At 45.5% G+C, this 12,650-nt stretch carries 14 protein-coding genes; 6 read left to right on the top strand and 8 right to left on the bottom strand.

Features of this window, described 5'->3' with window-relative positions:
* Positions 1 to 123 precede the first annotated feature (123 nt).
* The gene (fghA, locus tag QUA33_RS02995) at positions 124 to 978 is read left to right on the top strand and encodes an S-formylglutathione hydrolase (RefSeq protein ID WP_333146356.1); all 855 of its coding nucleotides are present in this window, start codon (positions 124 to 126) and stop codon (positions 976 to 978) included.
* 255 nt (positions 979 to 1,233) lie between these two features.
* Here the strand turns inward: fghA and QUA33_RS02990 are convergent, their stop codons facing one another.
* Positions 1,234 to 2,148 (bottom strand): branched-chain amino acid transaminase, encoded by a 915-nt coding sequence (locus QUA33_RS02990; RefSeq protein WP_333094660.1) that lies wholly within the window; start codon positions 2,146 to 2,148, stop codon positions 1,234 to 1,236.
* Between the two features lie 309 nt (positions 2,149 to 2,457).
* Here QUA33_RS02990 and QUA33_RS02985 point away from each other — a divergent pair, with 309 nt between their 5' ends.
* Positions 2,458 to 2,826, top strand: a complete 369-nt coding sequence (locus QUA33_RS02985) for a Lin0512 family protein (protein WP_333094661.1) — start codon at positions 2,458 to 2,460, stop codon at positions 2,824 to 2,826.
* Positions 2,827 to 2,971: 145 nt separating this feature from the next.
* Here the strand turns inward: QUA33_RS02985 and QUA33_RS02980 are convergent, their stop codons facing one another.
* Positions 2,972 to 3,769 (bottom strand): DUF4142 domain-containing protein, encoded by a 798-nt coding sequence (locus tag QUA33_RS02980; protein WP_333094662.1) that lies wholly within the window; start codon positions 3,767 to 3,769, stop codon positions 2,972 to 2,974.
* Between the two features lie 71 nt (positions 3,770 to 3,840).
* Positions 3,841 to 4,794 (bottom strand): hypothetical protein, encoded by a 954-nt coding sequence (locus tag QUA33_RS02975; RefSeq protein WP_333146354.1) that lies wholly within the window; start codon positions 4,792 to 4,794, stop codon positions 3,841 to 3,843.
* 866 nt (positions 4,795 to 5,660) lie between these two features.
* On the opposite strand from QUA33_RS02975, the gene QUA33_RS02970 reads away from it, so the two are divergent.
* On the top strand, positions 5,661 to 6,140 hold the full coding sequence (locus QUA33_RS02970; RefSeq protein WP_333094664.1) for a YqhA family protein: 480 nt from the start codon (positions 5,661 to 5,663) through the stop codon (positions 6,138 to 6,140).
* A 201-nt stretch (positions 6,141 to 6,341) separates the two neighbouring features.
* Positions 6,342 to 6,584, top strand: a complete 243-nt coding sequence (locus QUA33_RS02965; RefSeq protein WP_333146353.1) for a ChaB family protein — start codon at positions 6,342 to 6,344, stop codon at positions 6,582 to 6,584.
* 223 nt (positions 6,585 to 6,807) lie between these two features.
* Here the strand turns inward: QUA33_RS02965 and QUA33_RS02960 are convergent, their stop codons facing one another.
* Positions 6,808 to 7,440: a hypothetical protein gene (locus tag QUA33_RS02960; RefSeq protein WP_333146351.1), complete on the bottom strand. Its 633-nt coding sequence runs from the start codon at positions 7,438 to 7,440 to the stop codon at positions 6,808 to 6,810.
* A gap of 250 nt (positions 7,441 to 7,690) precedes the next feature.
* Between QUA33_RS02960 and QUA33_RS02955 the strand changes: the two genes are divergently transcribed.
* Entirely contained in the window at positions 7,691 to 8,410 is a 720-nt protein-coding gene (locus QUA33_RS02955) for a methyltransferase (protein WP_333146348.1), read from the top strand.
* 117 nt (positions 8,411 to 8,527) lie between these two features.
* On the opposite strand, the gene QUA33_RS02950 is transcribed toward QUA33_RS02955, so the two are convergent.
* The 4 genes from QUA33_RS02950 to QUA33_RS02935 form a co-directional block, all read right to left on the bottom strand.
* Positions 8,528 to 9,628: an iron-containing redox enzyme family protein gene (locus tag QUA33_RS02950; protein ID WP_333146346.1), complete on the bottom strand. Its 1,101-nt coding sequence runs from the start codon at positions 9,626 to 9,628 to the stop codon at positions 8,528 to 8,530.
* Between the two features lie 172 nt (positions 9,629 to 9,800).
* Positions 9,801 to 10,415, bottom strand: coding sequence for a rhodanese-like domain-containing protein (locus tag QUA33_RS02945; protein ID WP_333146344.1), 615 nt, complete (start codon positions 10,413 to 10,415; stop codon positions 9,801 to 9,803).
* A complete protein-coding gene (locus QUA33_RS02940) occupies positions 10,405 to 11,172 on the bottom strand; it encodes a sterol desaturase family protein (RefSeq protein WP_333146342.1) in 768 nt (255 codons plus the stop codon). The genes QUA33_RS02945 and QUA33_RS02940 overlap by 11 nt, the downstream gene beginning before the upstream one ends.
* 15 nt (positions 11,173 to 11,187) lie before the next feature.
* The gene (locus tag QUA33_RS02935; protein WP_333146340.1) at positions 11,188 to 11,787 is read right to left on the bottom strand and encodes a type IV pilin-like G/H family protein; all 600 of its coding nucleotides are present in this window, start codon (positions 11,785 to 11,787) and stop codon (positions 11,188 to 11,190) included.
* A gap of 302 nt (positions 11,788 to 12,089) precedes the next feature.
* Here QUA33_RS02935 and QUA33_RS02930 point away from each other — a divergent pair, with 302 nt between their 5' ends.
* Positions 12,090 to 12,650 (top strand): Uma2 family endonuclease, encoded by a 561-nt coding sequence (locus QUA33_RS02930; RefSeq protein WP_333146338.1) that lies wholly within the window; start codon positions 12,090 to 12,092, stop codon positions 12,648 to 12,650.

Below are 12,650 nucleotides of genomic sequence, written 5' to 3'. Positions count from 1 at the left end.
TAGTTATAGTGGTAACGTACACGGCTGCACCTTAAATAACTTCTCTCTTCTCTTTTCCTCTGCGTCCTCTGCGCCATCTGCGGTTAATAAAAAAATCTAATTCACAAATGAAAAAAAATTAATATGATATCAGAATCCATAAAGATGCACAAAGAACATAAAATTTTTGATGGCAAACTAGGCTTTTACAGCCATCAATCCTCCGCTTGCAACAGCGAGATGAAATTCGCTGTTTATCAGCCGCCGCAAGCTTTATCTCAACCCGTACCAGTTTTGTATTTTCTATCAGGATTAACCTCCACGGAAGAAAACTTTATGGCAAAAGCGGGGGCGCAACAATTTGCGGCAAAATATGGGTTAATGCTGGTTGCGCCCGACACTAGCCCGCGCAATACGGGCATCTCTGGCGAAGATGACGATTGGGATTTAGGAAGTGGTGCGGGTTTTTATGTTGATGCGACAGCCTCACCTTGGAATTCTCACTATCGGATGTACAGTTATGTGGTTGATGAATTGCCGAATTTAATCGCCGAAAATTTTCCAGCGATACCCGAAAAACAGGGAATTTTCGGTCATTCGATGGGCGGACACGGGGCTTTAATTTGCGCTTTAAAAAATGGCTCTCGCTATCTTTCTGTTTCAGCTTTTGCGCCTATTTCCGCGCCAATGCGCTGCCCTTGGGGGCAAAAAATATTCGGACACTACCTAGGTGGCGACAAAGAGATGTGGAAAGCTTGGGATGCTAGCGAGTTGGTGCTTGAGGCGCAATACAACCGTCCGATTCTGATTGACTGCGGCACTGCTGATTCGTATCTGGCTGACGGGCAGTTGTTGCCGGAAGTGTTCGCCGAGGCTTGTGCAAAAGCGGGACAGCCACTAACTTTAAGGATGCAGGAAGGTTACGATCATAGCTATTATTTTATAGCGAGTTTTATGGAGGAACACATTCGCCATCACGCGGCTGTTTTGTGGGGGTAAGTAATATCAAATCCGGTTACATCTTACATCTTCGCCATTCTCAATAACAGGCTTTCCGGCCTGTTCCACAAAAAGTGAATTTGTTGTGGGGTGGGCATCCTGTCCTCCCATAAAAGGCTTATTTAAAATGGTGCAACATTTCAGTTACAGCCGAATGATACAAACGAGTATTTTTGCACTATCTATGGGGTAAGGTGCGCACTGCGCACCCTACAATCTGAGTGAAGTCGCTTTTACGAGCACAGGTATTTTCGGTTAATTAAGATTAATCGGAAATACCCATTCTTTATAATTGCTGTCGCGATTTTCGATAATCTCCGTCAGTTTGTCCAAAATCTTTTCGGTGATGGGTCGATTTTTGGGCAAGTGATAGTTTTCCACTCGCTTAATAGGGGTAATTTTTGCTGCGGTTCCGCAGAGAAAAATCTCGTCTGCAATCAACAATTCTGATTTATCAACTGGTCTTTCTGTGACTTCAATTCCTAAGTCTCTAGCGATAGTTATAACGCTGTCTCTGGTAATTCCTTCGAGAATATCTTGCTCGAAACCGGGAGTAACTAATTTACCGTTTCTGGCGACAAATATGTTCATCCCTGAAGCTTCGCTGACTTTTCCTTGAGAATTCATCATGATCGCTTCGTCGAAGCCGGATTGTACTGCTTCTGTTTTAGCTAAAGCTGAGGTGATGTAAGCGCCACTAATTTTACCTCTTAAGGGCAAACTGCGGTCTTCTTGGCGGTACCAAGAGCTAATTCTACAGTTGACTCCTTCTTTGGGTAAATAGTCTGAAAGTTCTAATCCGTAGACAAAAAAGTCGGTTTCTACGTTGTGCAGTCGCGGGGCAATTCCTAAACTTGATGTGTAGATAAAAGGGCGGATATAAAATGATTTTGTTGGTTGGTTTTTCTGAACAAAATCAATGATTATTTGTTGGATTTTGCTGGCTGGTAAATCGCAGTGAAGGAAGCTGGCACTTTGACTTAATCTTTGACAGTGGCGGTCTAATCTAAATAGCAATATTCGATCGGCATTTTCGGGGTCTGGGATTCCCCGCAACCCGCCTAAAACTCCGGTTCCATAGTGCAGTGCGTGGGTGGCTATGGAAATTTTGGCGTCGGTAAAGGGGAGAAATTGGTTTTGAAAGTAGGCAATTGGTAGAAAACTATCCATGATTCAAGCTGGCGATGAGTTTTGCAGTCCGCTAGGAAAGCTGAATTTGGTTATATTACCATAAGTTATACCCTTTTATATTTTAGATTTTAAATCTTAGATTTTAAATGACTGATTTGGTATCAGTTTGGAGGTTGTCAAAAGTAACATTTTTTTATTGAATGAGAAGATGATTAGTGTGTTATTGGAGGGTGCGATAAAATAATATAAAATGCGGTGATTTTGGTTGATAATTGTTTTGGATAAAAGTGCGCTCCTCTTCGAGGGCTTCGCTAATGACTAAAAAGAAAAATCAACCCAGGGGCAACTATGGCACGTAAATGTTTCATCATTGAAATGGGGATGGGTATAGACCAGCACGGGCAGGAACCCACTGTAGCCTGTGCAAGGGCTGTACGGAATGCGATCGCCCACAATGCTTTGCTGGGCGTCTGGGAAGTGGCGGGTTTGACTGACCCCAATCAGATGATTGTTGAGGTTAAGGTGGCTGTTCCTTACCCGGAACAAGTGCGGGAACAGGAGGTGTTGGCGGTACTCCCTTTCGGCAGCAAAACTCTGATTGTGGAGCAAGGAGGCATGATTGTGCCAGGAAGGGCGATCGCCTCTCTGAAGGATAAAAATGACGAAATGCTAATCGCTGTGGCGGCTGTGAGTGTTTTTGTGGACACTGAGGACTAATTAACTTGGTGTTGTTTGAATAATTCTGCGGTGAAATTACGATCGCCTGTCTGTAAAAAAAATGATTAATTTAGGCTAAGTATCAGATTGGCAAAGGTAGAGTGCGATCGCATAAAACCCGATCGGACTCTACCTCCTCTACCTCCTATTGGGGCTGGCTGGTATCTGCCAACATTTGGTTAACCATTTGCAAGTGCGCCTGAAGGTTCGGCAACTTCTGGGTGGCCCAAGCCTTCAAGTCGGGATCTTGTCCCTGTTGAGATTGAGCCTGAAACAGAGCAATAGCCTGATTGTGGCTCTCAATCATAGCCTGCTTGTAAGCAGTGTCAAAACTTGTACCGGAGAGTCCCGAAAGTCGATCCATCAAAGCTTTGTTCTGGCTGCTCATCTCGGTTGGCAATTCAACCTGCTTTTGCATTACTAACTGCATCAGCTCTTGATTTGCCTGAGTGTGTTCCTCTACCATTTCTTGGCCGTATTGTTTCACACCAGCACTCGAACCGCGCTGCACTGCCAATCTGCCGAGTTCCACTTCCAGCATACCAAGTTGACCTGCTTGCATGGCAAAAGTTCTGTCTCTGCTGCTGAGAGAATTAGGCGAAGTTTCGCCACTTGTTGGAGTGCTGGGAGAACGGCCGGGAGTGTTGTTGATGGGGCTATTTGGAGAACGGCCGGGAGTGTTGTTGGTGGGGGTATTTGGAGTGTTGGGAGAACCGCCAGGATTGTTGTTGTTGTTTCTATCTGTAGCAGGAGGTCCCGGAGAATTAGGATCGTTTAAGTCGCTATCAGCAAGCTCAAAAACCCGATCGCTCGACTGGTTGAAGCCGTGAGTCTGGCGGTTTAATTCTGCGAATCCCGGCACAGCTATCAAGGAACTAACGCCGGCAATTCCGGCAACTGTTACCAAATTTTTGAACAAACTTTTGCGATTGAGTGAAGTCATGACTTTCTAAGCCTCTAAGTTGTTTTCAAAAGTACGTGAAGCGAAGCTATCCCGTAGGGAATCGCCCGAAACTACCGATGGGAGGGTGTACTGCCTTTCCTAAACAAGTTGATCAAACCAAACGCACCCAGGGCACCCAGCCACCCGAAATTGTTGGGGCTATCGCGCCGATCACTCAAAACTCCTGAATTAGTATCAGCCGAAGTCGATGTGGTACCGGTTGTACCGGTTGTGCCGGTGCCACTCGTACCGGTTGTACCGGTTGTGCCGGTGCCACTCGTACCGGTTGTACCGGTTGTGCCAGTGCCACTCGTACCAGTTGTACCGCTTGTACCCGTACCAGTCGTATCGGTTGTACCCGTACCAGTCGTATCGGTTGTACCCGTACCAGTCGTATCGGTTGTACCGCTTGTACCCGTCGTACCAGTCGTACCGCTTGTACCCGTACCAGTTGTACCGCTTGTACCCGTACCGCTTGTACCGCTTGTACCCGTACCAGTCGTACCGCTTGTACCGCTTGTACCCGTACCAGTCGTATCGCTTGTACCCGTTGTACCCGTCGTACCAGTCGTACCGCTTGTACCCGCACCAGTCGTACCGCTTGTACCGCTTGTACCGGTGCCAGTCGTACCGCTTGTACCGCTTGTACCGATGCCAGTCGTACCGCTTGTATCGGTGCCAGTCGTACCGCTTGTACCGATGCCAGTCGTACCGCTTGTACCGCTTGTACCGCTTGTACCACTTGTACCGGTGCCAGTCGTACCGCTTGTACCGCTTGTACCGGTGCCAGTCGTACCACTTGTACCGCTTGTACCGGTGCCCGTCGTACCGCTTGTACCCGTACCGGTCGTACCGCTTGTGCCCGTCGTACCGCTTGTGCCACTGCCGACGCTACCGCCTGTACCCCCGCCTGCACCTCCAGCACCGCCCGACTGGGCAGAAGCAGGCACTGCGAAGGAAACCGTTGCTAAACCTAAAGTACAAGCGCTTGCTAAAACAGTTTTCAACAATTTAGAAGATTTCATGGTAATGCTTGCTTTTACGTAGAGTCTTGCGATCGCTTGTGATGCCAAAAATGCAGGGTCAAATTGACAGCGTAACGTGCAAATTTTCTAACCTTCGCTGCGGAATAATGAAGGTAAGGGAGCAAATTTAGTCCCGTTTCCTTGATGATTTTTCCCTGATTAATTACACCGCCGCGTTAACAGTTTATAAGCTATTACGTATGCTTCAAGTTCGCCATTCATCTTTAGGAATATTTGACAAAATGGCTTTTTATTTCAGGTGGTGGATGAAATTTGATTGAGCGACAGACTAGCTTAATCAAATTTTGTGTGCGGGGTAGAGAAACCAGGTTGATATGAAAAATTTTGGGTGGAGTAACGAGACATATACGAATTAACTGGCTTTCTCAGACAAGGACCCGCTTCTTCCTATGAATTTTCCCCGGATGCAGGTGCTTTGAGGCAGAAATTGTTGATTTTCTCACCGTCAATTTTGGTTTAGCACTCCGCCAGATGAGTTAGTTTAATTTTTTTTGAGCGCTATTTTTTATTAACTTGCGGCTGACAATTTGGGCACTGGCAGAATACCCCTCAAACTTTCTTTCCCAGGAAACTAAATTATCTCAAAACGCGCCAGCGACCGCTCCAAGTCGCAAAAGCGCCTGCTACCCCGCAACAGCAAGGCTTGTGACTGGGATTGGAGTTGTCTCGAACACGAAGGCGAACTGAGGGCTATGCGAGTTGTGGTCGCGCGACATGAAATTAACCAGCGGCTACACTCGGCAGAATTGCTTGTAAGTGCGATCGGGCAAACTCTGATATAGTAAAGCCACAGGTATGCCAGAGAGCGCTTGTTCTCTAACAAATTTTCCAACGAGAGATCAACTATGCTGCATCGAATTCTTGCCAGAAGTCGCTATCTAATGTTAATCGCTGTATTCGGTTCTTTTACAACGTCTGTGACGCTTTTGATCTACGGTGCCCTGGAAACCGTCATTACCATCGGCCACACAGTTACAGTACCGGTTTCCAGCGAAAACTCCAAACAACTGATTCTGTCTGGCATCGAAGTTGTAGATTTGTTTCTCCTCGCCACAGTATTTTACATTACTGCACTCGGACTTTACGAGCTGTTTATAGACGAGCGCATCAAAGTACCACACTGGCTGGAAATTCACACCATCGACGACCTGAAAACCAAACTCACCAGCGTGATTGTAGTCGTGTTGAGTGTATTGTTTCTCTCAGAGGTAGTTAGGTGGAACGGCGGAACCAACATCCTTCCCCTGGGAGCGGGTATCGCTTTAATAATCGCTGCGCTGACTTATTTTCTAAGTTCGCAAGTTAAAAAGCCGAAATCAGATTAATCGCTGTTTGAGCAAGGAAATTACCCAAATCCTGCCCAACCAGCAACGCCAATCTCATTGCCTTCTCGGAGCAGAATAAATTTAATATTACATCTGTCCTCAGAATGAGAAAACTGCGGTATAAAACTTGCTTTTAGAGAGAGGAAAGTAGTGGCTTCTAGTATATAACATTTAATTTGTGTTTAATAATTAGAGGTCATTATGCCAGAACAACAATTTGATACCTTACCTTCAGAAACACAAGGACTGCCCCAAGGAGCGAAACAAATTTTTCAGGCGGCTTTTAAGAGCGCTAGTGAAGATGGAATGAGCGCCGATGGTGCTACTAGCGTTGCTTGGAACAGCGTAAAATCTGAATACGTTCAAGGCGAAGGTGGCACGTGGCATCACAAGGGCGACGATACTAACCAAACCCGCAAATCTGTACAGTCTGGTGGCAATTAGTTATCAGCCATCAGTAAAATTGTGTCCGCTAACATAACCCCTATCCGTTGTTTAGTGAGGGCTTCATTCCTCAAATTTTGATGAGAACGAAGAATCCTCACTACCAACCAATTGCAGTGACGTTATTCTAGCGGGCCTGATATCGTCAGTCATTAGCAATGTACTCATCACTTGCGGTTAATGCTTTACGTTGATACCTGTTGGAATCGCGGTGGTACAGAAGTTAATGCAGCCTGTTAATCGGTTGCCCCATATCCCATTGCAATTCGGCTAAAACGAGCAAGCTAAATACCATTACGGTTCCCGTAAATAGGAAAGACCAACCGCCCGTGTAAGGCAAAATCAAAATCCCCAACAGGTGAAATAAACTTGCTGCTAAAATCGCGCGCGATCGCACGGCAAATCCAGTCCCCAAATACCCTATTCCGCTCATTCCCAACCACAGGGGACAGAGATTCGCCAACACTTTTCCCCAACGCAGAAAAATGGCTAAATCGGTCAGCAGCAATCCTAATAACATTAGTATTACCCAACCGTAAAGCACCCAAGCCAGGCGTTCTATTTTGACCCAAGAATATGTCATGCTTACCATTGCTGCTGTACCTACGAGGCTGAGCGCTGACCACAAACCTGCTTGCAGCATCCAACTCACAGAAAAAAATTGTGCTGTGCCGAAGATGGGTATTAACAGCAAGCTCCAAAGCAAGCAAGTTCGATCGAGACAAGTATAAAATTGTGAATAAAATCGATCTTTGCCAAGGGGAAACTGAACCTGCCAAAGCCCTTCTAAATCTTGAACCTCGATGTTAAGCTGTTTCGGGCGCAGAGGCGGAACTGAATAATTAAAAAAGGTCATATCTGACAATATTAAAATTTACCATCATTTGTTTAGGTACTATCTCACCAGCAATCGCTATATAATTGCAATCTGTCAATCGGATTAATATAGTTAATTTGATAATCTGTCCGCAGTAATAGTTATTCGCTCGCACCCGATAAAACAGCAAGAGAGAGATTGCACAAGTCGATAAAATAGCTCTTGCGACAGATGGCTGGGATATTAGTTATTCGATACTTTAAAAATAGTCAACTTTGTTACAGAATTTATGCTCACTTCATCCCATCCTCTGAAACAGGTATTCCACTGCCCGGAAGAATCGGATTTTTACGCGCACTGCTTGGAAAGTTTAGTGTTAAATGCTAGTGACAATTCTCGACTTATCGTAGAGTTTGGTTCAGGAGAGGGAAGTCCAGTTATTAAGTCTTTGCTGAGAAGTGATTTTGATGGGACAATACAGGGATTTGAGCTAAATAATGTAGCCTGGAAAATTGCTCAGTCTCAAATTAAGGAATATCAACTGAGCGAAAAATACACTGTCAACAATGGCTCTTTTTTTGATTCGCCTTTATACGAATCGGCGGATTGTGTCATCTCAAATCCGCCTTACTTGCCGGCGGTGGATGATAAGATTTACCAGCCGCTGTTGCACGGCGGGAGTGATGGTTCGACAATTGCTAAGAAACTTTTATCTTTGGGCTGCGATGAAGTTTTGCTGATGGTTTCTAGCTATTCTAATCCTGTGGGTTTGATAGATTATGCCTTGGATCGAGGCTACTCGGTTGCGAATTTTGAAATTGCACCTTTAACTTTTGGCTATTATAGTTCGGAACCCAAAGTGAAAAGCGCGATCGCCACTCTCAGAGAACAGGGAATGGCTTTTTATTCGGAAAACATCTATCTGCTGGCTGGAGTTTTGTTTAAGAAGCACCAAAAGTCGCAAAGAGATTTGTCGATCGAGCTAATTCAGTTAATGACAGCATTTTAAAATACAGCGCTGGTAGGGTGCTCCTGAGATGTTGAACTATTGTCAGCAACAGGCTTATTGAGAACGGTGCTATATCGTAGGGTGCGTCAGAGACTGATGCACCCTACGATATAGCTGTTAATTGTGCTCTGTGGCTTGGATCGATCGCACTACAGCAGCCGCAGCCCGATCGCCGATCGACTTCTCCTGATCGTACCCCAACACCAGCTCCCAAGCCTCCTGCGGGTATTTATCAACCAGCGGGATCGCGACTTCATCCAACATCCAGCGGCCGTGACGCTCATCTTCTTTGATGTGCAGTTCCCAATAACCCATCGCAGCTTGCGAGAGGCCCAAACGCTGGGCGGCGGCTAGATAATTGCGGTAAGCAACGGGCCCCGCCACCTCAAAATAAGTGAGTCCGCCGTTGTAGCGCAGAAAATGGCGCTTGCGTTCCGTCAGCAGAAAGTTGTGATTAATGCTTGCGAGCACTTGCCAAGGCACTAAATCGAAGTACGCTTCCGGTTCTGTACTCATCCCAAATTCAGCCAGCATTTGGGCAAAAAAGGTCGAATGCTTGCGGGGAAGGCGACCGCCGCCGTATTCTTCAATCAGCACTCGCGTCAGCGTGCACTGAATTTCGTTGCCGGCACCGCCGAGGATGCGAGAAAGGCGGCTGGCTTCCACTAAACCGTCGAAGGACGCGATCGCCAACAGGTGTTTGTATCCCTCTTCAGTCATCTGTTCCCGCTGGTAGCGATCGAGCTCAGTTAGGGGAGGATCGACATCGGCGGCCGCGCGATCGCGCAGGGCTTGCTTGACATCCGGCAATTTTTGCAGCGCTGCAACGTCGATTTGCGCCAGTTCCCACTGCTGCCAAGGTTCCTCAATGCGATCGCGCACGGAACGCAAATAGTGCGATCGTTCGTTATTGTAACGGCGCAAATCGTCGTACCAAAACAAGTTGAGGCGGTTGATGCGGTAAAGTACGCGCTGCAAGAAGCGGTGAGCGGCCTCATCGCCCGGTTCCTGTTGGTAAGCTGCTTGAATTGCGTAGGCGATCGCGCTTTCAAAATCGCTGACAAGTAACGGTTTTGCCGCCACCGTCTTGTCTAAATCCTCGACTTCTAGCAAATTGACAAATTGCCGATCGGCTGCTTCGTAATTTGGGGGTGCGGGTTGCTTTTTGGGAAGACTCGGCGAGTCGGAAGAAGGAAGTATCTCTAGGGTGTTTTGCATGGAATAAAGTTATGCTAACTCTAATTATTGTGCTGCCTGCCCAAACAGCCAACCGTTGCAGATTGCTGAGGATAATGGCTACTTTTCTTGAAGATAGCTAATCTATCAGCACGATACACCTTTCTATTGATAGAGATTTGACAGAAATCAATTTGGTCACAACTGCCCCGATTCATTCCGAAAGCAGGGTGACTGAGGGAGACTCGATCAAGCTGTGCAAAGTAATTGGGGCTAATATCTGGGCATCTTTTGCAGCCGGCACTGTTTCCCGCCACGCTTTGATACCGCCTGAAAGGACAACAACATTCAGGCTAATATCCTTAATCTTATTAGTCTCGTTTCCTCCTGATTGTTGGGAATACCGAGCAACTTTTTCCAACTGTTTGTATGCTTTAACCGATCGCCCTCCTCTGGCACAATAAAGTACAATTATTGGCTGAGTTCGATCTGATTTAACCCTTGCTTTTACAATGGATTGAATCTGCTTGACACCGAACCCCATCTCAATATCAATTATGGGAACTAGGGGACTTTCACCGATGCGGTCTTCCGCGTATTCTTCGGGCGATCGCACATCTATCAAAATCACTGGTTTCAACTTACCGTGCTGCAATTGGGCAACAGTTACTTGTTTCGTATTTAAACTGGCGATAAAAGTTAGGATATCCATGTGATGAAATAGGGCAACTGCACTCAGAGAAGCAACACTCGTCAAGCCAAAACCCATAATTACTCGCAAAAGGCGTGAATAGCGATTAATACCTGGTTTTGCATTTTCATCTAGCATTTTTCATCATCCTTGAAAATGGATAGAACATTTGTCCGACATATCCAGCAGGTATAGAATCAGAGATTCCATATTTATGAGGCATTTTTTTCGCTGGCATATACATAGTGCCAAATAGCAAATCTAACAGTGGCAACTGAACAGCAAAGTTTTTGGTGTTGATTTCAGGAATTTTACTGTGATGCCAGTGATGAAATTGTGGGGTCGCTACGAACCATTTTAGGATGCCAAATTTTAATTTAATATTAGAATGAATTAAAAAAGCGAGCGCCGCAGAATAAAGAGCATAAACCACCAAACTCTCCTTAGTAAATCCCAACCAGTAAAGAGGCATAATTTTGCAAATCTGAGTAAAGATTTGCTCGCAGGGATGAACCCGCACTGCAGCTAACCAATCCATGTATTCAATGCTGTGATGGACTGCATGAAATTGCCAAAGCCAGGGTACTTCATGCAGTAGTCTGTGAGCAATATAATATGCCATATCTGAAACGATAACTGCTTCTACCAACTGCAACCACACAGGTTGAGAAGCTACTTTGCTTTGCAATTCCTGGTTGAGTAAATTAGTCATCAGCGACAAACTTACAGTCACAAAAATAGCCCCGGATTTGCCAATAAAGTGACCTGTAAAAAAATAAGTGGCATCGGTTGCCCATCCGATACGGAATATCTTTTGCTTGTGCAAGGATAAGACTCTTTCGAGGGGAATGAAGATGCAAGCTAAGATGATAAACCCTTTGACAATTTCTGGCATAATTTTGGTCGCGATTTACTTATTCACTTCTACTGTCCCATCACCGCAAGCTAATTTCCCGTTAATATTTCTTGGCTCAGCAGGTGGAGTTAGACTATCAGATTTGGCGATACATAATATAGTTAGCATCGTACTTGTATCGGCAGCTTTCTTAGCATTGGCAAGAGGAGTGGGTACTAAAAACACAGCTCCGACAAAGCTCTTGGTATCCTTTTGTACCGTGCGGGCTACGCCGTAACTAAATGCAGCTTTTTTACCAGCAATTACTGAATAATTGTAGTTGGTTGTTTGAGACTTAATGCCAAGTCCTAAAGCATCAACAGAAGTAGCAAAAACACCTTGTTCGGCAAAATAAGCTTGTTGAGCGCGGTTCATTGAGCCAACATATTGTCTAGCTTCTGACTGGTTAGGTCTATTACCGCCACAAGAAGAATTGAGCAGATTCGGCAACGCGATCGCACCAAGTATTATGCTGCCCAAAGGAAAATAAATAAAAGTGATTCTCAGTAAAGTTCCTACCCATGATTTACGTTTTTTCTCAGGAAGAATGTTTTTTTCTAAAGATTCCGCTTTTTTATCGAGTGCATCGAGTTGAGGATTTTTCTTAAGCTGCATGATTGTTCTTCAAATGTGTTAGCCGATTAGTTGTCCAGCGAGTAATGGTTGGAGGAGAGGCGCGACGATATTCAGGTTTCAGGTAAATGCCTCATTGAGGTTAAACTGAATATATTACTGAGTGCGGCGGGGTATGCAAACCTCGCATATTGTGCCTTGCTTCTACTCTATCTCTATTAAATCACCAGGCTATTTGAGAACTCGACTGACTTTTCATCGACTTCTCATCGACTTTAGACATCACTGGCATTTAATAGGGCGTGTGACTATAATCGAAGAAATAATTAGAGGAACGGTAAGTTATGGCAGTGCAGTTGCTCAAAAGACTTTTCACCGTAGAAGAATACCATCTGATGGGTAAAGCTGGTATTCTTTCAGAGGGCGATCGCGTAGAATTGATAGAAGGAGAACTTGTTCAAATGGCCGCAATTGGAACTCGTCACGCAGGTTGTGTTAACCGCATTACCCGACTCTTTTGCCGGCTTCCAGAAGAAAGGGCGATTGTGACTGTACAAAACCCCATTCAAGTCAGCCAGCGAACCGAACCGCAACCCGATTTAGTATTGCTGCAACCTCGTGCCGATTACTATTCAACCGCCCATCCTGTCCCATCCGAAGTTTTACTGTTAATAGAAGTAGCTGACACTTCCATAGACTATGATAGAGATGTGAAACTTCCTATTTATGCCCGATCGCAAATTCAGGAAGTATGGATTGTCAATTTACAGGAAAACTGCTTGGAAGTTTACCGCCAGCCAACGGTTAACGGTTACAGTTTAATGCTGAGGTTTTGGCGTGGCGACGAAGTTTCGCCGCTGGCTTTTCCCGAATTTGTAGTTAGTGTGGATTTGGCGATCGGGTAA

Origin of the sequence: Microcoleus sp. Pol14D4 (assembly GCF_036701245.1) — a bacterium.
Classification (GTDB): domain Bacteria; phylum Cyanobacteriota; class Cyanobacteriia; order Cyanobacteriales; family Microcoleaceae; genus Microcoleus.
This window is presented reverse-complemented; position numbering and strand designations above follow the sequence as displayed.